The 21,348-nt window shown below is 61.8% G+C and carries 21 protein-coding genes and 2 tRNA genes (1 of these 23 only partly in view); 15 read left to right on the forward strand and 8 right to left on the reverse strand.

Annotated features, from left to right (window positions below):
- Positions 1 to 55, forward strand: a tRNA-Met gene (locus RTQ83_RS21950); it begins 122 nt to the left of the window's first position.
- Positions 56 to 117: 62 nt separating this feature from the next.
- Positions 118 to 194 (forward strand) — tRNA-Met (locus RTQ83_RS21955).
- Between the two features lie 45 nt (positions 195 to 239).
- Here RTQ83_RS21955 and RTQ83_RS21960 read toward each other — a convergent pair.
- On the reverse strand, positions 240 to 659 hold the full coding sequence (locus RTQ83_RS21960; protein WP_312519445.1) for a hypothetical protein: 420 nt from the start codon (positions 657 to 659) through the stop codon (positions 240 to 242).
- Between the two features lie 78 nt (positions 660 to 737).
- On the opposite strand from RTQ83_RS21960, the gene RTQ83_RS21965 reads away from it, so the two are divergent.
- Positions 738 to 1,088 (forward strand): MerR family transcriptional regulator, encoded by a 351-nt coding sequence (locus tag RTQ83_RS21965; RefSeq protein ID WP_312519446.1) that lies wholly within the window; start codon positions 738 to 740, stop codon positions 1,086 to 1,088.
- 21 nt (positions 1,089 to 1,109) lie between these two features.
- Here the strand turns inward: RTQ83_RS21965 and RTQ83_RS21970 are convergent, their stop codons facing one another.
- Positions 1,110 to 1,268, reverse strand: a complete 159-nt coding sequence (locus RTQ83_RS21970) for a hypothetical protein (RefSeq protein ID WP_290416152.1) — start codon at positions 1,266 to 1,268, stop codon at positions 1,110 to 1,112.
- 281 nt (positions 1,269 to 1,549) lie between these two features.
- Between RTQ83_RS21970 and RTQ83_RS21975 the strand changes: the two genes are divergently transcribed.
- From RTQ83_RS21975 to RTQ83_RS21985, 3 genes are all read left to right on the forward strand, one after another.
- Positions 1,550 to 2,998, forward strand: a complete 1,449-nt coding sequence (locus RTQ83_RS21975; protein WP_312519453.1) for an oligosaccharide flippase family protein — start codon at positions 1,550 to 1,552, stop codon at positions 2,996 to 2,998.
- A gap of 190 nt (positions 2,999 to 3,188) precedes the next feature.
- Positions 3,189 to 4,436: a glycosyltransferase gene (locus RTQ83_RS21980; RefSeq protein ID WP_312519456.1), complete on the forward strand. Its 1,248-nt coding sequence runs from the start codon at positions 3,189 to 3,191 to the stop codon at positions 4,434 to 4,436.
- Positions 4,433 to 5,647 carry a glycosyltransferase gene (locus RTQ83_RS21985; protein ID WP_312519459.1) on the forward strand — a complete coding sequence of 405 codons (1,215 nt, stop codon included), beginning with the start codon at positions 4,433 to 4,435 and terminating at the stop codon, positions 5,645 to 5,647. The genes RTQ83_RS21980 and RTQ83_RS21985 overlap by 4 nt, the downstream gene beginning before the upstream one ends.
- Before the next feature lie 13 nt (positions 5,648 to 5,660).
- Here RTQ83_RS21985 and RTQ83_RS21990 read toward each other — a convergent pair whose 3' ends face one another.
- A complete protein-coding gene (locus RTQ83_RS21990; protein ID WP_312519461.1) occupies positions 5,661 to 5,993 on the reverse strand; it encodes a putative signal transducing protein in 333 nt (110 codons plus the stop codon).
- A gap of 16 nt (positions 5,994 to 6,009) precedes the next feature.
- The gene (locus RTQ83_RS21995) at positions 6,010 to 7,278 is read right to left on the reverse strand and encodes a DUF445 family protein (RefSeq protein ID WP_312519464.1); all 1,269 of its coding nucleotides are present in this window, start codon (positions 7,276 to 7,278) and stop codon (positions 6,010 to 6,012) included.
- A gap of 222 nt (positions 7,279 to 7,500) precedes the next feature.
- Between RTQ83_RS21995 and ybaL the strand changes: the two genes are divergently transcribed.
- On the forward strand, positions 7,501 to 9,195 hold the full coding sequence (gene ybaL, locus RTQ83_RS22000; protein WP_312519467.1) for a YbaL family putative K(+) efflux transporter: 1,695 nt from the start codon (positions 7,501 to 7,503) through the stop codon (positions 9,193 to 9,195).
- Between the two features lie 2 nt (positions 9,196 to 9,197).
- Complete coding sequence (locus RTQ83_RS22005) at positions 9,198 to 10,004, forward strand: lysozyme inhibitor LprI family protein (protein WP_312519500.1); 807 nt, start codon at positions 9,198 to 9,200, stop codon at positions 10,002 to 10,004.
- A 56-nt stretch (positions 10,005 to 10,060) separates the two neighbouring features.
- On the opposite strand, the gene RTQ83_RS22010 is transcribed toward RTQ83_RS22005, so the two are convergent.
- Complete coding sequence (locus RTQ83_RS22010; protein ID WP_312519470.1) at positions 10,061 to 12,019, reverse strand: AAA family ATPase; 1,959 nt, start codon at positions 12,017 to 12,019, stop codon at positions 10,061 to 10,063.
- Between the two features lie 604 nt (positions 12,020 to 12,623).
- Here RTQ83_RS22010 and RTQ83_RS22015 point away from each other — a divergent pair.
- The gene (locus RTQ83_RS22015) at positions 12,624 to 12,905 is read left to right on the forward strand and encodes a hypothetical protein (protein ID WP_312519473.1); all 282 of its coding nucleotides are present in this window, start codon (positions 12,624 to 12,626) and stop codon (positions 12,903 to 12,905) included.
- A 7-nt stretch (positions 12,906 to 12,912) separates the two neighbouring features.
- Here the strand turns inward: RTQ83_RS22015 and RTQ83_RS22020 are convergent, their stop codons facing one another.
- The 3 genes from RTQ83_RS22020 to RTQ83_RS22030 all read right to left on the reverse strand — a co-directional run bounded on the left by RTQ83_RS22020 (position 12,913) and on the right by RTQ83_RS22030 (position 14,848).
- Positions 12,913 to 13,482, reverse strand: coding sequence for a DUF1697 domain-containing protein (locus tag RTQ83_RS22020; protein WP_312519476.1), 570 nt, complete (start codon positions 13,480 to 13,482; stop codon positions 12,913 to 12,915).
- 53 nt (positions 13,483 to 13,535) lie between these two features.
- Positions 13,536 to 14,141, reverse strand: a complete 606-nt coding sequence (gene gstA, locus RTQ83_RS22025) for a glutathione transferase GstA (RefSeq protein ID WP_312519478.1) — start codon at positions 14,139 to 14,141, stop codon at positions 13,536 to 13,538.
- Between the two features lie 302 nt (positions 14,142 to 14,443).
- Positions 14,444 to 14,848 (reverse strand): hypothetical protein, encoded by a 405-nt coding sequence (locus RTQ83_RS22030; RefSeq protein WP_312519481.1) that lies wholly within the window; start codon positions 14,846 to 14,848, stop codon positions 14,444 to 14,446.
- A 622-nt stretch (positions 14,849 to 15,470) separates the two neighbouring features.
- Here RTQ83_RS22030 and miaB point away from each other — a divergent pair.
- From miaB to RTQ83_RS22060, 6 genes are all read left to right on the forward strand, one after another.
- Positions 15,471 to 16,832 (forward strand): tRNA (N6-isopentenyl adenosine(37)-C2)-methylthiotransferase MiaB, encoded by a 1,362-nt coding sequence (gene miaB, locus RTQ83_RS22035; protein WP_312519484.1) that lies wholly within the window; start codon positions 15,471 to 15,473, stop codon positions 16,830 to 16,832.
- Positions 16,829 to 17,917, forward strand: a complete 1,089-nt coding sequence (locus RTQ83_RS22040) for a PhoH family protein (protein ID WP_312519486.1) — start codon at positions 16,829 to 16,831, stop codon at positions 17,915 to 17,917. Before miaB ends, RTQ83_RS22040 begins: the two co-directional genes overlap by 4 nt.
- The gene (ybeY, locus tag RTQ83_RS22045) at positions 17,892 to 18,359 is read left to right on the forward strand and encodes an rRNA maturation RNase YbeY (RefSeq protein WP_312519489.1); all 468 of its coding nucleotides are present in this window, start codon (positions 17,892 to 17,894) and stop codon (positions 18,357 to 18,359) included. Before RTQ83_RS22040 ends, ybeY begins: the two co-directional genes overlap by 26 nt.
- A 199-nt stretch (positions 18,360 to 18,558) precedes the next feature.
- The gene (locus RTQ83_RS22050; protein ID WP_312519492.1) at positions 18,559 to 19,437 is read left to right on the forward strand and encodes a transporter associated domain-containing protein; all 879 of its coding nucleotides are present in this window, start codon (positions 18,559 to 18,561) and stop codon (positions 19,435 to 19,437) included.
- Positions 19,437 to 21,023, forward strand: coding sequence for an apolipoprotein N-acyltransferase (lnt, locus tag RTQ83_RS22055; RefSeq protein ID WP_409456143.1), 1,587 nt, complete (start codon positions 19,437 to 19,439; stop codon positions 21,021 to 21,023). Before RTQ83_RS22050 ends, lnt begins: the two co-directional genes overlap by 1 nt.
- A 96-nt stretch (positions 21,024 to 21,119) precedes the next feature.
- On the forward strand, positions 21,120 to 21,348 hold a 229-nt coding region (locus RTQ83_RS22060), incomplete at its 3' end, for a glycine--tRNA ligase subunit alpha (RefSeq protein ID WP_312519497.1).

Raw genomic sequence — 21,348 nt, forward strand, 5'->3', positions numbered from 1 at the left:
GAGCACAGCACTCATAATGCTGGGGTCGGTGGTTCAAGTCCACCTATCACCACCAAGAATTCCAAGCGAATGGCTTGGCTCTCCAACGAGTCAAGCCATTTTGCTTTTGTCGCTTTCGGTGATATAGCTCAGCTGGTTAGAGCACAGCACTCATAATGCTGGGGTCGGTGGTTCAAGTCCACCTATCACCACCACGATGCATGACGGCCCGGTTCGCGCGAACCGGGCCGTTTTTGTTTTCAGGCCGCCATTGCCAAGCGCCGCTCTTCCCTTGCCACCGGCAGCAGTTGTGCCAGGCCGAACATCAGCTCGAAGAACGTGAATCCCAGGATCAGCCAGGTGGCACCATGCGCGACCGCGTACAACTGCCACGCCGCGAACAGGAAGCGCGCCAGTGCATCGTAGCGTCCGTGCACTGCCAGCGTGGCGCGCAGGCGCAGCAGCGACCACACGATCACGACCGAACCGAGCAGATTGGCCATCAGCATGTGCGCCGGCTCGAACGGCGGCAACATGCCCGGAAGGCCTGAGCGCTGCGCTACAGTCGACAGCATGCCATGCAACAGCATGAAGCTCCACGGCGTGGCAAAGCCTGCGGTGACGACGAGGTCGTACCAGGCGCTCAGGCGCACGATCTTCAGATAACGGTCAGGGGACATCGGACTTTCTCCTCGTTTGAAAAGCCCAGCCTAAAGCCTGGAGTACACTCCAGGGTCAAGCGTTCGAGGAGGAAAGAGATGCGGATCGGGGAACTGGCGCAGGCGACCGGCGTGAGCTGCGACACGCTGCGCTTCTATGAAAAGCGCGGCCTGATCCGCGCGCTTCGTGGCGCGAACGGCTACCGCCGCTATGCGCCCGAGACGGCGCAATTGGTCGGCTATGTGCGCATGGCGCAGGGACTCGGTTTCAGCCTGGCCGAGATCGGAGAAAACCTGCCGGCACTATGGGACAACCCGGCGCCGGAACAGGCGATCGCGCGCCTGCTGGCCGACAAGGTGGCCGTGATCGACGCGCGCATCGCCCAGCTGCAGGCGCTGCGCACGGGTCTGCTGGAACGGATCGAGCTGAGCTGCCCGCTCTCGGCGTGAGAGCGGTAGAAGCTGGCGCGATCAGTGCTTCTTGCCGCCGCCCGAGATCTTGTTCTCGGTGGCCCAGGCGCGCTTTTCGGCTTCCTGCTTGCCGACGCCCTTCTTCTCGTAGCCTTCCTTGATGTGCTCGGCCTGACGCTTCTGCTTGTCGGTGTACGACGATTTATCACCTTGAGGCATGATGTTCTCCTTGGACAAACGAGGCCGGCCCGATTGCCGTCTCGATGTCATCAGACTATACCGGCGCACGAGAAGGCTTGGTGCGCCACTACACGCGTGAGCACGATCTACTCGACAGTGCATTACTTGCGGTCCGGCGCACGCTCGTCAAGCGCGTGAATACCGGCATAGTACGCGCCTGTTCCAGACGCCACCACCCCCGCCACTTATTTCGTTGTGGGCAGCGCTGCAACCCCATGCATAATTAGAGAAATATTCTATCGAAAATAATTGCATTACCCATGGCCAACATTCGGCGCTCCCTATACGTCAATTTCTTCGCCTCCACCGGCACCACGCTAATCCAGTTCGCCGTCAGTCTGGTTCTGGCGCGAATGTTGAGCCCGAGCGATATCGGGATCTATTCCATGACCATCGTGCTCATCAACATCGCACACGTGTTCCAGGATTTTGGCATAGGAAGTTATCTCCAGAGGGAAAAGGATTTGACACAGGAAAAGCTGCGCGCTGCCATGGGTGTGTTTTTTACGACATCATGGTTGATAGCCGCAGCCATATATGCCGGCAGTGACTGGTTCGGCCGCTGGTTTAACGAACCGCGAATGGCTCCGGTGATGAAGATACTTGCCATCTGTTTCGCGCTCATTCCCTTTGCGTCCATCACCCATTCGCTGCTCACCCGGGAGTTTGCCGCCACCAAACAGGCTTGGGTATCGATTATCAGTACAGTTGTGTCAGCCGTTACTTGCCTGGGCCTCGCTGGCTTGGGTTTTGGCACGTCCAGCATGGCCTGGGCCAATCTGGCCAATATCGTCACGTGCTGCCTTGCTTACATTCCTCTCAGGCCAAAATATCTTCCATGGCTACCCTCCTTGCGGCATTGGCCCCGTGTCCTGCATTTCGGCCTCAGTTCTTTGCTCACCAACTGCCTGGCCGCAGCCAATAATTCGATTCCCGACATCCTACTGGGTAAACTCGGCAATGCTACGCTAGTCGGTTTTTTCAGTCGGGCAAACTCAACCGTTATGATCTTTTTCCATATCGCCGGTAGTACGGCAAACTACGGCTCGGAATCTTACTTGGCCCAGGCGCACCATCGTGGCGAGTCTGTTGGCGAATTATTGAACAAGGCAACTTCGCTGTTGACTGGTATCGCGTGGACGGCGTTTGCATTGACCTGTGTTTTTAGCAAAGAGATCATTATCGTGCTGTATGGCGAAAAATGGCTGCCATCGGTCCCGGCAATGGATGGATTGTTGGTCGCTTGCGCTGTTGGAACAATCTTTAACTATTATCCAGCTGCCATGAGCGCGATCGGGAAACCTCATCTGGCTGCGTTTCCTGTTGCGACTATCCTCCTGTCGCGCATCGCCTTCGCCCTTGCCCTGTTTGACGGCAGTATTTGGAGTTTTTCCTGGATAATTTGCGCTGCAACCATCGTTGCGACGCCCGTGCTGATTATCCAGCATCGCATTTATTTCCATCAGGGGTTCGCCACGACACTTACTGCTTTATGGCCCAGTGCCGCTACTGCAATAATCTGCATGACAGGCGCAGCTTTTCTTAAAATGTCACTTCCGGCCTCGCTCGCACCGATGTCCGTTCTTCTGATTTTGGTCCTGCCACTGGCTTGTCTCTGGTATTGCGCGCTTCGAATGACGGGCCACCCATTGACCGCCGAGATCCATGGAATAGCCGCCAGATTCCGCACCGCTGTTGTGCCCGGATAGATGCAATACCGACCGCTCTCGTGACTCCAGTTTGTCTCAGCCATAAGCAGGAATGTTAACGAAATAAAAATGGCGCGGGGTGGTATGATTCCGCAGATCATTAAGAGGGGCAATCCAGTCGGCCGGATCACCTTATACATAAATCATTGGGCAGATCCGATAGCGGACAGCTTTGGGCATCAACGGGGATATGCAAGTCTCTCAACATCAACTCTCCCAGTACGTGTTTGTCGTATTTGCAGACGATTGGGGCCGGCACCCATCAAGTTGCCAGCATTTGTTCAGCAGGATTATTCCGCAGGCCCAAGTCATCTGGGTGAACTCGATTGGGATGCGCACGCCGCGTTTCAGCCTGCACGATTTCAAAAGGGCGATGCAGGTCATTCGCGCCTGGATTCGTCCCAAAACCAGGCTCAAGGCAAGAGCAGGGCTCGGATCCCTCGACCCTGCGTCAGACACGGCTTCTGCTCCGTCGTGGCAGAACACGGTCTGTCCCCATATTATCAACCCGGTCATGTGGCCTTCTTTCAGAGGGGCCACGTCCACCGCACTCAATCAGCGGCTCCTCTCGAGGGCCGTGCATGAGGCGCTGCGACATGTAGCCCCTGGCAAGCATCCGATCCTGGTGAGTACTTCGCCCATTGTTCCTGGTCTCTTTCGCGATCAGAAGTTCGCGCGAAAGGTCTATTACTGTGTGGACGACTTCACGCATTGGCACGGCATCGACGGCCGGGCCATGCATCGCCTCGAGCAGGAGACGCTGGATGCTTGCGATCTGATGATCGCCACGTCCACCTCGATTCTCGATTCACGCGCTTCGCTCGTGAACGCGTCTGCCCTGCTCACCCATGGCGTGGACCTGAAGCACTTCTCTCGCGCCATCACCAATCCAGCCAGCCCCCTGGCTGCCTTGCCCCATCCGCTGGTAGGCATGGTCGGCGTCTTCGATCGACGTGTCGACGCCCACGCCCTCCGGGCCGCCGCCGTCTTGTCGCCGCAGGCGACCTTCGTCATCCTCGGGCCAGTTATCGACTGGGATACAAAAGAATTTCGCGATGTGCCCAATCTGCACTTTTTCGGCGCCGTCCCTTATGCCGACTTGCCTGGACACGTTTGCCACTTCGACCTCTGTATCCTTCCTTATGTAGTCGATGAATTCACCCAAAACATCAATCCGCTCAAACTCAAGGAATACCTGGCCACCGGCAAGCCTGTCATCGCGTCGCCTCTTCCCGAAGCGATCCGACTCGCTGAATACCTCACCGTGGCTGGTTCGGACGAGTTTCCACACGCGGTGGCGTCGGCCCTGGCCACGATCGCCTCAGGCTCCCCTGTGACTCCAATCCACGCCCGTACCGGACTCGATACCTTTCTCCAAAGCGAGAGCTGGGAGGCGAAGGCCAAGCGCTTCCTGTCCTATATCCTGGAGGAGCCATGAACGGACGCATGCGGGTCCTCAGCATCGCGACCATGTTTCCCAATCCGCGCATGCCGGTGCATGCCCAGTTCGTGAAGCAACGATTGGATGCGCTGTCGACGAAAGTCGATCTGATCGTGGTCTCGCCAATCCCTTGGTTTCCCGGCGAGCGATACTTTGCGCGTTACGCCAACCGCAGCCGGATTTCGCCGCAGACCGACGCCAATGCGTATCCAACCTATTTTCCGAAATTCTTTTCCGTTCCGGCGATCCTCAAGCCACTCGATGGGATTTTCCTGGCCTTCGCGGTCTGGAAATTCATCGCATCGCATGGCCTCAAGGGGAAGATCGATATCATCGATTGCCATTTGGCTTTTCCTGAAGGATTTGCGGGCGCCTTGCTGTCGCGTGTCCTGCGCAAGCCCTGTGTCGTCACCTTGCGCGGCCACGATATCAACGATCTCCCCCGGTTTCCCATAAGGATTCGCCAAGTGCTGTTTGCCCTGCGTCATTGTGCGCGTTATTTCGGTGTCGCCAGGGCGCTGGTCGACGGCGCCATCAGCTTGGGCGCCCCCCCAGAAAAGGGGTACGCCTCCACGAATGGCGTGGACACGGAGCGCTTTCGACCTACCCCGAAACAGGCAGCCCGCAGGATGCTCGGTTTGCAGAGCGCCAAGCGCTATATGCTGTCGGTTTCCCATCTGGTCCCGCGCAAAGGGGTCGACATCCTGCTGCAAGCCCTTGCCTTGCTGCGGGCGCAAGGCCATACGGATCTGTGCTTGATCGTTGTGGGACAAGGAGGCGAAGAAGGCAATTGCGAAAGCGAGCTTCGTGCCCTGGCGGCCGAACTTGGAATAGCCGCCGAGGTAGTCTGGGCCGGGGCGGTGCTCAATACCGACTTGCATGCCTGGTACTCTGCCGCTGACATGCTCTGCCTCGCTAGCGAGAAAGAAGGCTGGCCGAATGTAATCCTGGAGGCCATGGCGTGCGCCACCCCGGTGGTAGCCCACCGTACTTGGGGCGTGCCTGAGATTATTACCGCTCCGGACTTGGGCATCTTGGTCGACATCAGGGAGCCCGAGCCATTTGCGCACGCCATTGGTCTGGCATTGAAGCAAACATGGCACCCAGGGCGGCTGCGGAACTACGCGCTGCAGCACACCTGGGATAATGTTGCGGATGGACTTGTAAATCATCTTCAGGCGGTCATGAAGTCCGGCCAGTCTTCATAGGACGGCATGGACCTCAGGCGGACGTGCGCCACTCGCCGTCCGGGGCGTTCTCGTCGAGCGCGTAATCGCCCCGCTCCAGCGCCGCCAGCACGTTATACGCGTGCTGCACATGCTCGGCGTCAACCAGCAGGCGCACGCCGCCCAGGGCCGGCGCCAGCAGCAGATCGGTCTGCATCAAGTGCGCGTCGGCCAGCATCGCCGGGATGCCGGACGCTTCCAGGCAACCCTGCGCCAAGCTGGCGTTGATCGGAATCATGTAGCGCGCCACCACATACAGGTCGCGTTCGGGCATCCGTTCGACCTCGGGGTGGGCAGCCAACCAGTCGTTCAGTGCAAGCGTGTGCATGGCGGTTCCATTCAGGTCAGCCCCATAATGCAGGCAAATGCGATAGAAGATACAGGATCACGCCGATCATGCCGCCGACGATGGTTCCGTTGATGCGGATGTACTGCAGGTCCTTGCCGATGTTCAGTTCGATCTGGGCCGACATCTCGCGGTCGTCCCACTGCTTGACGGTGTCGGCGATATGGCGCGTCAGGAAGCCGGCGAATTCCGGCGCCACGCCGCGTGCCGCCGCTTCCAGGTTGTCGTGCAGCGACTGGCGCAGCTGCGGATCTTCGCCCAGCACCTTGCCGATCCAGGCGCCCATCGCCACGATGCGCCGGCGCAGGGTCGAGTCTTCACTCTGCAAATCGCGCTTGAGCCAGGCCTTCAGTTCGTCCCACAGCGATTTCAGGTAGCTGTTCAGGGTCTCGTCCTCCAACAGGTAGCGCTTGATCTCGTCGGCCTTGGCGGTGAACGCGGCGTCGCCCTTCAGGCGCTCGATGAAGCCGGCCACGTAGTCGTCGAAGCGGTGGCGCAACGGGTGTTCCGGGTCGGCCGCCACCTTGTTCAATACGCCGGCCGCGAGACGCACCGCGATGTCGGCGCCCTTGCGGCCGATCATGTCCGACGGCAGCATCTTTTCGATGAAGGCGTAGTCTTCCTTCAGCCACTCAACGATGCCCTGGGCGATGTAATCCTGGGTGTCGGCGTTGTCGAGCAGGTGCGCCAGCTGGCGGATGCCTTCGTCGAGCAGTTCCTGGTGACGGCGGCCGCGGGTCAGGCTTTCCAGGATGGTGCCGGTCGATTTCGACAGGTCGACGCTGTTCACCATGGTGTGCACGCCGCGCCGGATGAAGTTCTGCACCGCGGCGTCTTCGATGAAGTCGAGCATGAAGCTCGATGCGCGCACCAGGTGGCCGCCCATCAGTTCGGAATTCGCCGGCTGCACCAGCCAGTCGGCCACCTTCTGCACCGGGTCGTGGCGCCGGATCAGGCCGACGATGGAATCGGTATCGAGAAATTTCTCGCGCACGAACAGCGCCAGGTTGTCGGCGATCTTGTCCTTGTTGTTCGGGATGATGGCGGTGTGGCGCTGCACCAGCGGGATCGGCACGCGCTTGAACAGCGCCACCACCGCGAACCAGTCGGCCAGCGCGCCGACCATCGCCGCTTCGGAAAACGCGCGCAGCAGACCGGTCCACCAGGTCTGCGGCAATAGCAGGCTGAGCACGAACAGCGCGGCCGCGCCGACGAAGAAGCCGAGGGCGATCAGTTTGGCGCGGCGCAGTTCGGTCTGCTTTTCCATGCGGGGCATTCGTGAGCTGAGCTTGGCAGTTGGCAATGTGCCTATGCTATCCGAGTTCGGCTCGCCGCGACGCGCATTCAGGGTGAATGGAAACGCGGCGCGATAGCGTTAGTTGTGGCGATATCGGCGCAAATACTTGCCTTTAGGCCATATTTTTCTTTCAACGTCAGGGTGGTCGCTTATACTCCAAGTCATTACAACCTGATAAGGAGTCCCCCGACGATGCACCACGAACTCAGCCTGATCACCACCATTGCCGCCGCGCTCGGCTTCGGCCTGCTATTCGGCATGCTGGCAGTGCGCGTCAAACTGCCCGCCCTGGTTGGCTATCTGGCCGCCGGCGTCTTCATCGGTCCGGCCACGCCGGGCTTCGTTGCGGACGTGGCGCTGGCGTCGCAGCTGGCGGAAATCGGTGTCATGCTGCTGATGTTCGGCGTCGGACTGCACTTCTCGCTGAAGGACTTGCTCGACGTGCGCCGCATCGCCCTGCCCGGCGCGCTGCTGCAGATCGGCGTGGCCACGGTGATGGGCATGGGACTGGCGTGGTGGTGGGACTGGTCGCTGGGCGCCGGCATCGTGTTCGGACTGGCGCTGTCGGTAGCCAGCACCGTGGTGCTGCTGCGCGCACTCGAAGCGCGCGGCGTGCTCGACTCGATGAACGGGCGCATTGCGGTCGGCTGGCTGGTGGTCGAGGACCTGGTGATGGTGCTGGTGCTGGTGATGCTGCCGGCGCTTTCCGGTCCGCTCGGCGGCAAGGGCGATGCGGGCGCCGACCTGTGGCCGGCGCTGGGCAAGACCCTGCTGCAGGTGGGCGCGTTCGTCGCCTTCATGCTGGTGGTGGGGCGCAAGATCTTCCCGTGGTTCCTGTGGCGCGTGGCCAAGACCGCGTCGCGCGAGCTGTTCACGCTGTCGGTGATCGCGGCGGCGGTCGGCATCGCGTATGCCTCGTCGGAACTGTTCGGCGTGTCGTTCGCACTGGGCGCCTTCTTCGCCGGCATGGTGCTGCGCGAATCGGAACTCAGCCACCGCGCGGCCGAGGAGTCGCTGCCGCTGCGCGACGCGTTCTCGGTACTGTTCTTCGTCTCGGTCGGCATGCTGTTCGATCCGATGGTGCTAATGAATAATCCGCTGCACGTGCTGGGCGTGGTCTTGGTGATCGTGTTCGGCAAGTCGCTGGCGGCGTTCGTGCTGGTGCTGGTGCTGCGCTATCCGCTCAACACCGCGCTGACGGTGTCGGCCAGCCTGGCGCAGATCGGCGAATTCTCGTTCATCCTGGCTGCGCTCGGCATGAGCCTGGGCCTGCTGCCGCAGCTGGGCCAGAACCTGATCCTGGCCGGCGCCATCATCTCGATCGCGCTCAATCCGCTGCTGTTCACGGCGATCGAGCCGGTGCAGCGCTGGCTGCGCGCGCGCTCAAGCCTGGCGCGCAAGTTCGAACGCCCGGACGATCCGCTGGCCGCGCTGCCGATGCAGACCCCGCACGAGAAACTCAGCGGCCAGGTGGTGCTGGTCGGCTTCGGGCGCGTCGGCCGGCGCATCGCCGACGACCTGACCGCGCGCGGCGTGCACTTCGTGCTGGCCGAACAGAACCGCGAACTGGTGGAAGCGGCGCGCGAGCGCGGCATCCCGGCGGTGGTCGGCAATGCGGCCGAACCGGTGGTGCTGATCCAGGCCCACATCGCGCGCGCCGCGATGCTGGTGATCGCCACGCCGGATACCTTCGACGTGCGCAAGATGGTCGAGATCGCGAAGGCGCTCAATCCGTCGGTGCAGTGCGTGGTGCGTACCCACAATGCCGAAGAGGCCGAGCTGCTGCGCAAGGAGACCGGCGGACGCGTGTTCGTCGGCGAAGAGGAACTGGCCGGCAGCATGACGCGCCACGTGCTCGATTCGCTGCGCGCGAAAGCGGTGCATTGAGCGTGCGCGCCGCGCTGGCGGGGCTGTTGCTGACGGCGGGCATGGCCTGCATGCCGGCGCACGCATCGTCGGAATGGGTGCTCGACTACGAAGGCAAGTCGAGCAACGCGCTGGCCTGGGACCAGCGCATCCCGGACCTGCTGCGCGCGCATGTGCCGCCGCCGCTACTGAAGGATGTGTTGAGCGGCCTGCGCGGCCCGCCCGATCCGGCCCTGATCGTGGACGGGCGCTATGCCACCATGTCGGCCTGCGTACCGCACGCCTGCCCGCATAAAGGCCTGTTCTGGATCGACAGCCGGCGCGACGCCGGCATCGGCGCCTATTTCGGCAACGAGGTCTTGATGCTGGGATCGAAGACCGTCTCGCCGCGGCGCCTGCCGGTTGCGGCGCGCAAGGCGATCCTGACTTGGCTGGACGAGCACGAGCTGTCTCCCAAGGTGGTGCAGTTCGTCACGCCCGGCGCCGTGGTGCCGCTCGACGTCCGTGATTTCACGCCGCGGGCGCGCTTCCGCCCGCCGCCACAAGGCCCCTCCTTCGATTGCGCCAGGGCGAAAACCCGCATCGAAAAGACCATCTGCGCCGATCCTTCGCTGGCGGCCCAGGATCTGCAACTCGACGCGCAGGTGCGCTCGCTGCGCCTGGGATGGGACACGGTCGGCGCGCGCAGGCAGGTGGTCGAGATGCAGCGGCGCTGGCTCAGGGTGCGCGACGCGCAATGCGGCGCGGCGCCGGAGATGGCGGCCTGTCTGGGCGAGCAGTACCGGGTACAGCACGAGCGCTTGCAGCACTGGCTGCCGCGCCCGGAATAAAAAAACCCGCCCGGCTTGCGCGGGGCGGGTTTTGCAGGCTGCTCGACTAGCCGGAATCAGGCGGCGACGGCTTCCTCGCACAGCTTCAGATTCGCCACGTGATGGCCCTGCAGCTGCGGCATCATCAGGTCGCTGCGCTCTTCCAGCAGCGCGAACACTTCATCTTTCGACAGCACATACTGGTCCAGCAGCGTGTCCTTGATCGACTCCATCATCAAGCGGTAATCGCGGATCGCGTCCAGCGTGTAGCTGTACAGCGCGTCGGCCTTTTCTTCCACCAGGCGCACGGTGTGTTCGCCGCTGGCTTCCTGGCCCAGCTGGCTGTAGTCGATCTTCGAACGCGAGTACATCGACAGGCGGCTCACCATCAGGTTGAGCATCTTGGTGATCTTCTCGATGTCGTTCTGGCTGCCGACCGAGATGCCGCGGGCGCCGTAGAACATCTCTTCGGCCGCCACGCCGCCGTACAGGCCGACCACGTCGCGTTCCAGTTCTTCCAGCGTGCGCAGCGACATGTCTTCGCCCGACTGCAGCACGTAGCCCAGCGCGCCGATCTTCGACACCGCTTCGGTGCTGATCTTGAGCAGGTGCGACTTTTCCTTCACTTCGGCGATGCTCATCCCCTGGCGCAGGTAGGGGTCGATCTGCATGAAGAAGTGACCCAGTTCGTGCAGGGCGATGCGCTCGCGCTGCTTGTGCTTTTCGGCGGTGGTGGCGCGGTCGGTCAGGCCGATGGTGGCGCGTTCATAGGCGCGGAACAGCAGCTTGGTATCGATGATCGCCTTTTCCTGGATCGACAGCATGCTGGCGCGTTCGACCACGGTTTCCAGCAGCGCCGGGCTCAGGTTCTGGGTGATCTCGGCCACCTGGTCGAGGTCCAGGTCGTCCCAGTTGACCAGGCCTTCTTTTTTACGCGACAGGAAGCTGCGCAGCAGTTCGCGGCGCTCGCCCTTGTTCGGCAGGCGGAAGTTGATCTTGACCGAGAAGCGGCGCAGCATCGCTTCGTCCATCTCGGTGTTGTTGTCGTCGAAGTTCGAGGCCACCACCCAGATCACGCCGGCACCCTTGTCGCTCTTCACGCCGTCCAGCAGGCCCAGCATGGTGTTGGCGGTATCGTCTTCCCACTTCTTTTCGCTGCGGCCGCGCGGCATGAACAGGCTTTGCGCTTCGTCCAGGAAGATGATGCACTTGCCCTTGGCGCAGGCCTTGCGGTACAGGGCGTTCAGGGCTTTCGAGCCGCCGCCCACATAACCGGATTCCAGCGCCGAGCCCGAGGCCGAGATCATCGGCATGTCGAGGCGCTTGGCCAGGTAGCCGACCAGCTTGGTTTTACCGGTACCGGCAGGACCGGTCAGCATCACGTTGAACGGCTTGTCGATGTTGTGCGACTGGTAGACCTCGCGGTTGCGGATCATGTCTTCCAGGTGCAGCACTTCCTGCTTGATGTCTTCCATGCCGATCAGGTCGTCCAGGCTGCCCTTCAGCTTGTCCGGGGTGATCATCGACGCGCTCATGCCCATGCCCGGCACGCCGAACTTGATCAGGTACAGCACCAGCAGCACGATGGCGATGTTGAAGCCGTACTGCTTGAGGAAGGTGCCGGTGCGCTCCAGCGCGCCCTGCTGTTCTTCCATCACGGCCTTGTGCGCAGCGAGGTAGTCGTCGGTCGCGATCGAGTACGGAATCGCGTTCTTGAGCAGCACTTCGCGCTCGAGCGACAGGTGCGAGGTGCTCGGCACCTTGACCACGTTCAGGCTCGCGGCATCCTTGAACTTATAGATGTAGCGCGGCGCTTCCGACAGCGGCTTGGCAATCAACAGGTAATCCAGGCGCGCCTTCTGCTCGGCCAGCTGGGTGATCTCGGCGATGTTCTGCGAGTGGACCACGGGGCTGGCGTCCTGCGGCACGTCGGCCTTGAAGATCGCCAGCGCCACCAGCATGCCCAGCAGGATTGCGGACAGGATGCGGACGTACACGTTCTTGAAAGCGATCTGGAGTCGGGCGAAATTGGGCATTCTCGGTACTCTAAGTAAGTTGCTGCGATGCGTGGCTGCGATGTGTGGCTGCAATGCGTGCTGCTGGGGGATGCGTCGTACGACAGTACTGCTGTTGCGCGGACCGGTCAGCGATGTGAACGTGCCCGTTTGGTGTTGATTTGATGCCCGAAGGCAATGGGATAAAGAGGACTATACCTTCAAAAAAAACCGTCGGGAATACCAAGCAAACAAAAAATACCGATATTTGATGCGTGTGAAAAAGCTGATAACGGAATTGATTATTCGACTGATAGCAAAAGTTATGGATGTGCCAAGGAAAACGTGATTTATTTCTAAAGTTGCATTATCAGCCTGAATATTTCTGATGTTCTGGATACTGCTGAGCGCTGCATATTTTCCACAGTCAACTTTTGTTTGATTGATCTCAACATGCCTGCATCTTGCTCAAAACTGATGACTTCTTTACACAACGCGCCGGCTCAATCGCGCGTGGCGGCAGCGCGGCGATTTGCTATCCTGAAGACGGCGATCAAGGCATATAGCGTCATTCAAAACGCCTAAAGATCGCAAGCAAAAGCATTCCAGCAAGGTCTGATTCGAAGTCTTTGAAAAAGGAGCGGAGATGAAACGATATGCGTGGATAGCGGCGCTCGCGCTCTGCCTTGGCAATACGGCGCAGGCTGCCGTTATCGACCTGGAGCCGGCCGAGCCTGGCCAGACTGCGGCGCCGGCGCAGGCAAGCTCGCCTGTGTCCGATCTTGCCGTCACCGGCCGCAGCGGCATCGTGCTGCCGGCGCCGCCGATGTCCGAACTGCCGGAGCCGGAAGTGTTTGCGATGATGCTGGTGGGATTGATCCTGATCGGCTATCGGGCAGGTCGGGACAAGAGCGACAAATTCAAGTAGTGGCCGCTCAGCGCGGCGCCAGCCGGTGCGCGCTGTCGCTGCACAGGCCGTGCAGCTTGGTGATGGTCTTCCAGTTGCGCGAGGTGGTGCCGTCGCCCAATCCTTTACCGAGTGCCGCCGCGGCGGCGCTGTCGAGCAGGCCTTCCGGACACCAGACATAGGCCGCGCGCCGCCCCACTGCCAGCGCTTCCGGACCCCACGGCTGGGCGCACAGGCAGGCCGCCAGTTCGCGCTGGGCGTCGCCCGTCAGCAGGAACGTAAACAGGCGCGCATGGTCGTCGGCCAGGTCGAGCAAGGGATTGTCGTTGATGATGTCGGCCAGCGCGGCGCGGTCGAGCACGAACACGCGCGCCGCCACGCCCAGGCGCAGCACCAGCGCTTCCTCGATCGCCGCCGCCGCCGCGGCGCCGTCGGCGTCGCTGCCGGCATCGAACACCACATTGCCGCTGTTGAGCAGGCTGCGCACGCCGGTATAGCCGAGGCTTTCGACCAGCGTGCGCAGGTCGGCCATGGCGATCCGTTTCGCGCGGCCGACATTGATCCCGCGCAGCAGGGCAATATAGCGTTGGCTGGTCATGCGGGCATGGTAGCACGCGCATATTGACCGGCAAGGGGTGTCATGACATGTGCTTACGCAAGGCCTTCCTTGCGCAGCGCTTCGCGCACTGCCGGCAGGCTGCCGATGCGCTGCTGGTAAGCCTGCAGCGCCGGCCAGTCGGCCAGCGTATGGCCGGCGAAGCCGACCCAGCCCAGCGCGGCGAACAGATAGGCGTCGGCGATCGTGAAACCGTCGCCGCACAGGTAGTCGCTGCCTTCGAGGCGCGTCGCCACGTGGGTCAGCGGCGCCGCCAGCGAGGCCCAGGCCGCCGCTTTCGCCTCCTCGCTCGTGCCCGGGGTGAACAGCGGCTGGAAGCGCTTCTGCACTTCGCTCGCGATATAGGCCAGCCACTCCATCAGCTGGTAGCGCTCGAAGCTGCCGGCGGCCGGCGCCAGACCGCTGCCGGGGACCTGGTCGGCCAGGTATTGCAGGATCACCTGGGTTTCGGTCAGCAGCCGGCCGTCGTCCAGCTGCAGCGCCGGCACATAGCCTTTGGGATTGATGGCGCGGTAGTCGTCGCCGCTCGCGGTCAGCTTGGTACGCAGGTCGACGCGTTCGATGGCGCAGTCCTGGGCGCTGGCCAGCAGGACGATGTGCGGCGCAAGCGAACAGGCGCCGGGGCTGAAATACAGTTTCATGGAATCCTCAATGACAGTTGCCGGCCATACAAGAAAGGGGCCAGCGGGCAGAGCCTACAACATTTCGAGGAGTCGGACAGCCGTCAGGATTGGCAGGTCGGGGACTGGAAGATGCGCTGCGATGGGCGCCAGATGCAGGAAAAAATAACGGCCATCCTCGAAAAAGGCGAGGCCGCGAAACAACGGGGAAAAGAAAACAGAAGAGAACGACGAGATATCAGCGGTGGCGCCACGCGTGCATGGCAGCGCCACTGCCCTTTGATACCGAAGGCATGACAGATGCGGCTGTCATGCCCACGGTATCAGTGCGCATAATTACCCGAGGATGGCTCGTTGTTCTGCGACGTCGATTGCTGTGCCGGCTGGGCTTGCTGCTGGGCCGCGGCGGCGGCTGCGGCTTGCGCGGCCTTCTCTTCTGGCTTCGGACGGCCCTGGGCATCCGACAGGCGGTATTTGGTGCGGCGATCGCCCATCAGGTCGCGCAGGTCGCGGATGCTCATACCGGTGACTTCGTGCATGCGGATCAGCAGCGAGGCGCCGACCGGCAGGCGATGGTGGCGGATCTTGCTGATGACTGGAGGAGCAACTTCGAGCATGCGCGACAGCGCAGCATCGTTTTTCAGTTGCATTTTGCCGAGCAGGATGTCCAGCAGGTGGTTCGGATTGTAGCTTTCCTGCGAAGACAGAGCATGATGCTGTTGTGCCATGATGATTACCTCACGAGTTTGGTTAAAATAGTTCCCTTATGAACTTTTGTTAAAGACTACTTTTCTTCAACTTAAGTTCCCGGAACCTGTTCAAGGATTAAACAGACACAGTCTGAGAGTTCCCTTAAGAATGTTCCGGTCTACGTGTGCTCCACGTTCTTTCCACATACGCACTTGTCTTTCAAACAAATTATCTGCCTCATACGCCCGGTTGTACCAGAGAGCGCACATGTGACTCCTTGTCTGAAATCAAGCTATCGTGCGGAAAGCTTGTCACATAGGCATTTCAGCACATGGGGCTAGATTGTGGCGCACGCAAGAGATTTCTTGGATAAATTTTGTAAATAGGAATCTCAGCGGAAGCCTTTGATTTACAAGAGGAAAGACTTGATAACGTCATGACCATAGTTCATGGCAAATAAAGTTTGACCCAACACGCATATTTAACAATCTGAGCAGTTCGACAATTACCTTCAGTCAACAAATCATCAGACTTCGCCGGTCCGTTACTGCCTTGTGCCGCCCTGCCCCGCACCGCTGCGTAGTAGGGACCACCGCCGAAGTACGGTAAACTGCCTCGTACCCTTGTCGACCCGATAGCTCGCCCTCACATCAGCACTTCATGCAAAAAAAAGTATTCATTAAAACCTTCGGTTGCCAGATGAACGAGTACGACTCGGACAAGATGGTCGACGTCCTCGGCGCCTCGGATGGACTGGTGCGCACTGACAAACCTGAAGATGCGGATGTGATCCTGTTCAATACCTGCTCGATCCGCGAGAAGGCCCAGGAAAAAGTCTTTTCCGACCTCGGCCGCCTGAAAGAACTCAAGCGCAGCAAGCCCGACCTGGTGATCGGCGTCGGCGGCTGCGTCGCGTCGCAAGAAGGCGACGCCATCGTCAAGCGCGCCCCGTTCGTCGATGTGGTGTTCGGCCCGCAGACCCTGCACCGCCTGCCGCAGCTGATCGAACAGCGCCGCACCCAGGGCACGGCCCAGGTCGACATCACCTTCCCCGAAATCGAGAAGTTCGACTTCTTGCCGCCGGCCAAGGTCGAAGGCCCGGTCGCCTACGTCTCGATCATGGAAGGCTGCAGCAAGTATTGCAGCTACTGCGTGGTGCCCTACACCCGTGGCGAGGAAGTCTCGCGCCGCTTCGAGGACGTGTTGACCGAGGTCGCCGGCCTGGCCGCCCAGGGCGTCAAGGAAATCATGCTGCTGGGCCAGAACGTGAATGCCTTCCGCGGCGCCATGGAAAACGGCGATACCGCCGACTTCGCCCTGCTGCTGGAATATATTGCCGATATTCCCGGCATCGAGCGTCTGCGCTTCGTTACCAGCCATCCGAAGGAATTCAGCCAGCGCCTGATCGACGCCTACGCGAAGATCCCGCAGCTGGTCAGCCATTTGTATTTACCGGTGCAGCACGGCTCGGACCGCATCCTGAACGCGATGAAGCGCGGCTACACCGGCCTCGAATACAAGTCGATCATCCGCCGCCTGCGCGCGGTGCGTCCCGGCATCACGTTCTCGTCCGACTTCATCGTCGGTTTCCCGGGCGAGACCGAGGCCGATTTCGAGGCCATGATGAAGCTGGTGGAAGACGTCGGCTTCGACAACAGTTTCAGTTTCATCTTCAGCAAACGCCCGGGCACGCCGGCAGCCAACCTCGAGGACGACACCCCGCACGAGGTCAAGCTGGCGCGCCTGCAACGGCTGCAGGCCCTGATCGACGCCAACACGCGCAAGCACAGCGCGGCGATGGTCGGGACCGTGCAGCGGGTGCTGGTCGAAGGGCCGGCCAAGAAGGATCCAACGCAGCTCCAGGGCCGCGCGGAAAACAATCGTGTGGTGCTGTTCCCGCTGGACGACGCCGGCATGACGCTGATCGGCCAGCTGACCGATGTGCGCATCACCGCCAGCCACGATTACTACCTGCGCGGCGAACTCGTCGCCAACCTCGATACGATTGCCCAAGCCAGTTGAAAACACAGCCTACCCTGCCCTCGTACTTCATTCCCGAGCCGCTCGATAACACGCGGCTCGCCCATCTGTGCGGCCCGCTCGATGAAAACCTGCGCCAGATCTCGGCCGCGCTCGACGTGACCATCTTCCGCCGCGGCGAGAAATTCATCGTCAGCGGCGCCAACGCCGAGCGCGCGGTCGAACTGCTGGAACGCTTCTACGCCGTCGCCAACAAGGTGGTGCCGATCGAGGAAGTGCAGCTGGCCCTGGTCGAACAGCGCACCGGCCTCAAGCCGCGCGTCGAAGCCGCCGAACCGAAAGGCGGCGTCGATGCGCGCGCCGATGTCGACGACGAAGACGACGTGCCGGCGCCCGAGACCGAAAGCCCGCTGCTGAAAACCAAGCGCAGCGACCTGCGCGGCCGTACGCCGCACCAGATCCAGTACATGCACGCGGTGCTGAACCACGACATCAGCTTCGGCATCGGCCCGGCCGGCACCGGCAAGACTTACCTGGCCGTGGCCTGCGCGGTCGATGCGCTGGAACGCGACGCCGTCAAGCGCATCATCCTGACCCGTCCGGCCGTCGAAGCCGGCGAGCGCCTCGGCTTCCTGCCGGGCGACCTGGCACAGAAGGTCGATCCTTACCTGCGTCCGCTGTACGACGCGCTGTACGACCTGCTCGGCTTCGACCGCACCCAGAAACTGTTCGAGAAGCAGGTGATCGAGATCGCCCCGCTGGCCTACATGCGCGGGCGCACGCTGAACCACGCCTTCGTGATCCTGGACGAAGCCCAGAACACGACGGTCGAGCAGATGAAGATGTTCCTGACCCGGATCGGCTTCGGCAGCAAGGCCGTGGTCACCGGCGACGTCACCCAGGTCGACCTGCACAAGACCCAGCGCAGCGGTTTAGTTGATGCCATGCACGTGCTGAAGGACGTGCGCGGCATCGCCTTCACCCAGTTCTCGAGCGCCGACGTGGTGCGCCACCCGCTGGTGGCGCGCATCATCGACGCCTACGACAAGGATACGTCGGTGCAGGAACTGGCCAATCTCCCCAAACCGACCCCGGTGAAACATGCAAGAAAAAAAACATCCACTTGATCTCGAGATCCAGTTCGCCGACACCCGGCTGCAGGACGTCATAAGCGAAGCCGACCTGCGCAAGTGGGTCGAAGCCGCCCTGCTGGGCCCGGCCGAACTGACGATCCGCATCGTCGACGCCGCGGAAGGCCAGGCGCTGAACAAGGCTTACCGCGGCAAGGACTACGCCACGAACGTGCTGACCTTCGCCTACAACGAAGAGGAAGAACTGGGCGAGGACGACCCGACCCAGGCCGACATCGTGCTGTGCACCGATGTGCTGCAGCGCGAAGCGGACGAGCAGAAGAAGACGGTCGAGGAACACGCGGCGCACCTGGTGGTGCATGGCGTGCTGCACGCCCAGGGCTGGGACCACGAGAACGACGACGACGCCGAAGAGATGGAGCAGTTCGAGCGCGATATCATGGAAGTGCTGGGGTATCCGGATCCGTACGCCGAGTAAGCAGGCGATCGTCGGGTTGGCGGTTCCGCCGCCAACCCGACGTGTCGAACGCGCGTATTCATCGCGGATTTTCATTACAATTGCATGCATCGCAGCAATACACCGCACAAAAAGCGCGCCGCGCACGCCTGCGTAAATATCAGGCCCATCCCCTTTTGGTGTATCCTATAACCATTGCAACAACGGCTTCACGCCAACTATGCCCGAGTATCCCAGTGACGTCCGCCAGGACGCCAAACCCCATCGGTCGCTGTTCGAACGGCTGACCGCACTCATCTCCCCCGAGCCCGAAAATCGTGCCGAGCTGCTCGAAGTCCTGCACGAAGCCCATGAACGCAAGCTGATCGACGCCGACGCGCTGTCGATGATCGAAGGCGTGTTCCAGGTTTCCGACCTGTCGGTGCGCGACATCATGGTGCCGCGTTCGCAGATGGACGTGATCGACATCACCGACCCGATCGAAGAATGGCTGCCGATCGTGCTGGAAACCCAGCACTCGCGCTTCCCGGCCATCGAAGGCGAACGCGACAAGGTGGTCGGCATCCTGCTGGCCAAGGACCTGCTGCGTTATTACGCTCAAGAATCGTTCGACGTGCGCGCCATGTTGCGTCCGGCGATCTTCATTCCCGAATCGAAACGCCTGAACGTGCTGCTGCGCGACTTCCGCGCCAACCACAACCACATGGCGATCGTGGTCGACGAGTATTCCGGCGTGGCCGGCCTGATCACGATCGAGGACGTGCTGGAGCAGATCGTCGGCGATATCGAGGACGAATACGACTTCGACGAGGAAGAAGACAATATCCTGTCGATCCGCGAAGGCCAGCTCGGTCCGCGCTGGCGCGTCAAGGCGCTGACCGAGATCGAGCAGTTCAACGAGGAAATCGGTTCCGACCTGCCGGAAGACGAGGTCGACACCATCGGCGGCCTGGTGGCCAGCCACCTGGGTCGCATGCCGCACAAGGGCGAAGTGGTCGACCTGCACAACCTGCGCTTCGAAATCCTGCGCGCCGACGCGCGCCAGATCCACGTGCTGCTCGTCGAGAAACTGCCGCTGGCTGAAGACGACCACGACTGATGCTGCGCCGCCGTACCCAGCCCGTCATGGCTAGTGACCCGGCGCTGCGCGGTACGCGGCCTTCTCTCCTGCTGCTGGCCGTCGCGGTATTGGCCGGCGGCACTTCCCTGCTGTCGTTCCAGCCGATCGGCTGGTGGCCGGTGCAATTCCTCTCGCTCGCCTGGCTGTTCTACCAGGTCGGCATGGGGACGTCCGTCAAGCGTGCGACGCTGGTCGGCTGGGCCTTCGGCTTCGGCTGGTCGGTGGCCGGCATGCACTGGCTCTACATCTTCATGACCCGCTTCGCCCACCTGCCGGCGGCGCTGGCGGTGGTCGGCCTGACCCTGCTCGGCCTGTACATGGGCCTGTTCGGCGCGTTCGCCGCCGGCGTCGCCACATGGATACGCAAGCGCTGGTCGCTTCCTGTTGCCGCCTTCGTGCTGCTGGTGCTGCCCGTGACCTGGGGCGTGTCCGAATGGATGCGCGGCTGGGTGTTCACCGGTTTCCCCTGGGCCTCGTCGGGCTACGCGCACGATACCGCGCCGCTGGCTGGTTACGCGCCGCTGATCGGCGTGTACGGCATGGGCATCCTGGTCGGTGTCATCGCCGGTTGCCTGGTGATGCTGACCCAGCGCGCGCGCTGGCAGTCGGTCGGCCTGCTGGTAGCGGTGCTGGCGGCCGGCGCCGGCCTGCGTACGGTCGAATGGACGCAGCTCACCGGCCAGCCGATCACCGTGCGTCTGCTGCAAGGGAATATCCCGCAGGATCAGAAGTTCGACGAAGTATTCCTGGCCAATATCCTGGAGCGCTATCACGGCTTGATCACCGCCGCGCCGGCCGACCTGGTGGCCACGCCCGAGACAGCCATCCCGCGCTTCCCGCAAAATCTGCCGCCAGACTACCTGGAAAGCCTGCAGCGTTTCTCGACCTCGACCGGCAGCACGCTGGCGATCGGCATGCCGCTGCTCGACGGTCCGAATCAGTATGCCAACAGCCTGGTGGCGATCAGCCCGCAGCCGCGCCCTTACCGCTACGACAAGGCGCACCTGGTACCGTTCGGCGAGTTCATCCCACCGGGCTTCCGCTGGTTCACCGACATGATGAACATCCCGCTCAGCGACGCCACCCGTGGCGCGCCGCTGCAGGCGCCGTTCGCGGTCAAGGATCAGCTGGTGCTGCCGAACATCTGCTACGAAGACGTGTTCGGCGAAGAGATCGCCTACCAGCTGCGCAATGCGCCGCGGCCGGCGACGATGCTGCTGAACGTGTCGAATTTGTCGTGGTATGGACAGACGGTGGCGATTCCGCAGCACCTGCAGATCTCGCGCCTGCGCACGCTCGAGACCGGGCGGCCGATGCTGCGTTCGACCAATGACGGCGCCACCGCCGTGATCGACCATCGCGGCAATATCACGCAGGTGCTGCCGTTCTATACCGACGGCGTCTTGAACGCGACCGTGCGCGGTACGACTGGCATGACGCCGTTCATTCGCCTCGGCAGCGCCGCGTTCCTGCTGCTGGGCGCCGTCATGCTGCTCGGCGCCTGGCTCACCGGGCGCCGCTACCGCAATCATCAGGCCAAATACCAGGCCAAATCGAATAGCTGAGTTAAATCGCCCCCCAGCGGGGCGAGAAATTTCAGTAGAATTGGTCATTTGGCAAACATACCGTGTTCGCGGCAACATGTCCGCGTCCCATCAGAGATGCTCACATTCCAACAAATCATCCTCACCCTGCAAACCTACTGGGACAAGCAGGGCTGCGCACTACTCCAGCCCTATGACATGGAAGTCGGCGCCGGCACCTTCCACACCGGCACCTTCCTGCGCGCGATCGGCCCGGAGCCATGGCGCGCCGCCTATGTGCAGCCGTCACGTCGCCCGAAGGATGGCCGCTACGGCGAGAACCCCAACCGCCTGCAGCACTACTACC

It is taken from the genome of Massilia sp. (assembly GCF_031995545.1).
In the GTDB taxonomy this organism is placed as follows: Bacteria; Pseudomonadota; Gammaproteobacteria; order Burkholderiales; family Burkholderiaceae_D; genus Telluria.

Bases quoted from the DNA above. Each gene is read 5' to 3' on its own strand.
- RTQ83_RS21960 (WP_312519445.1), bottom strand. From the start codon at position 659: ATGTCCCCTGACCGTTATCTGAAGATCGTGCGCCTGAGCGCCTGGTAC.
- RTQ83_RS21965 (WP_312519446.1), top strand. From the start codon at position 738: ATGCGGATCGGGGAACTGGCGCAGGCGACCGGCGTGAGCTGCGACACG.
- RTQ83_RS21970 (WP_290416152.1), bottom strand. From the start codon at position 1,268: ATGCCTCAAGGTGATAAATCGTCGTACACCGACAAGCAGAAGCGTCAG.
- RTQ83_RS21975 (WP_312519453.1), top strand. From the start codon at position 1,550: ATGGCCAACATTCGGCGCTCCCTATACGTCAATTTCTTCGCCTCCACC.
- RTQ83_RS21980 (WP_312519456.1), top strand. From the start codon at position 3,189: ATGCAAGTCTCTCAACATCAACTCTCCCAGTACGTGTTTGTCGTATTT.
- RTQ83_RS21985 (WP_312519459.1), top strand. From the start codon at position 4,433: ATGAACGGACGCATGCGGGTCCTCAGCATCGCGACCATGTTTCCCAAT.
- RTQ83_RS21990 (WP_312519461.1), bottom strand. From the start codon at position 5,993: ATGCACACGCTTGCACTGAACGACTGGTTGGCTGCCCACCCCGAGGTC.
- RTQ83_RS21995 (WP_312519464.1), bottom strand. From the start codon at position 7,278: ATGGAAAAGCAGACCGAACTGCGCCGCGCCAAACTGATCGCCCTCGGC.
- ybaL (WP_312519467.1), top strand. From the start codon at position 7,501: ATGCACCACGAACTCAGCCTGATCACCACCATTGCCGCCGCGCTCGGC.
- RTQ83_RS22010 (WP_312519470.1), bottom strand. From the start codon at position 12,019: ATGCCCAATTTCGCCCGACTCCAGATCGCTTTCAAGAACGTGTACGTC.
- RTQ83_RS22015 (WP_312519473.1), top strand. From the start codon at position 12,624: ATGAAACGATATGCGTGGATAGCGGCGCTCGCGCTCTGCCTTGGCAAT.
- RTQ83_RS22020 (WP_312519476.1), bottom strand. From the start codon at position 13,482: ATGACCAGCCAACGCTATATTGCCCTGCTGCGCGGGATCAATGTCGGC.
- gstA (WP_312519478.1), bottom strand. From the start codon at position 14,141: ATGAAACTGTATTTCAGCCCCGGCGCCTGTTCGCTTGCGCCGCACATC.
- RTQ83_RS22030 (WP_312519481.1), bottom strand. From the start codon at position 14,848: ATGGCACAACAGCATCATGCTCTGTCTTCGCAGGAAAGCTACAATCCG.
- miaB (WP_312519484.1), top strand. From the start codon at position 15,471: ATGCAAAAAAAAGTATTCATTAAAACCTTCGGTTGCCAGATGAACGAG.
- ybeY (WP_312519489.1), top strand. From the start codon at position 17,892: ATGCAAGAAAAAAAACATCCACTTGATCTCGAGATCCAGTTCGCCGAC.
- RTQ83_RS22050 (WP_312519492.1), top strand. From the start codon at position 18,559: ATGCCCGAGTATCCCAGTGACGTCCGCCAGGACGCCAAACCCCATCGG.
- lnt (WP_409456143.1), top strand. From the start codon at position 19,437: ATGCTGCGCCGCCGTACCCAGCCCGTCATGGCTAGTGACCCGGCGCTG.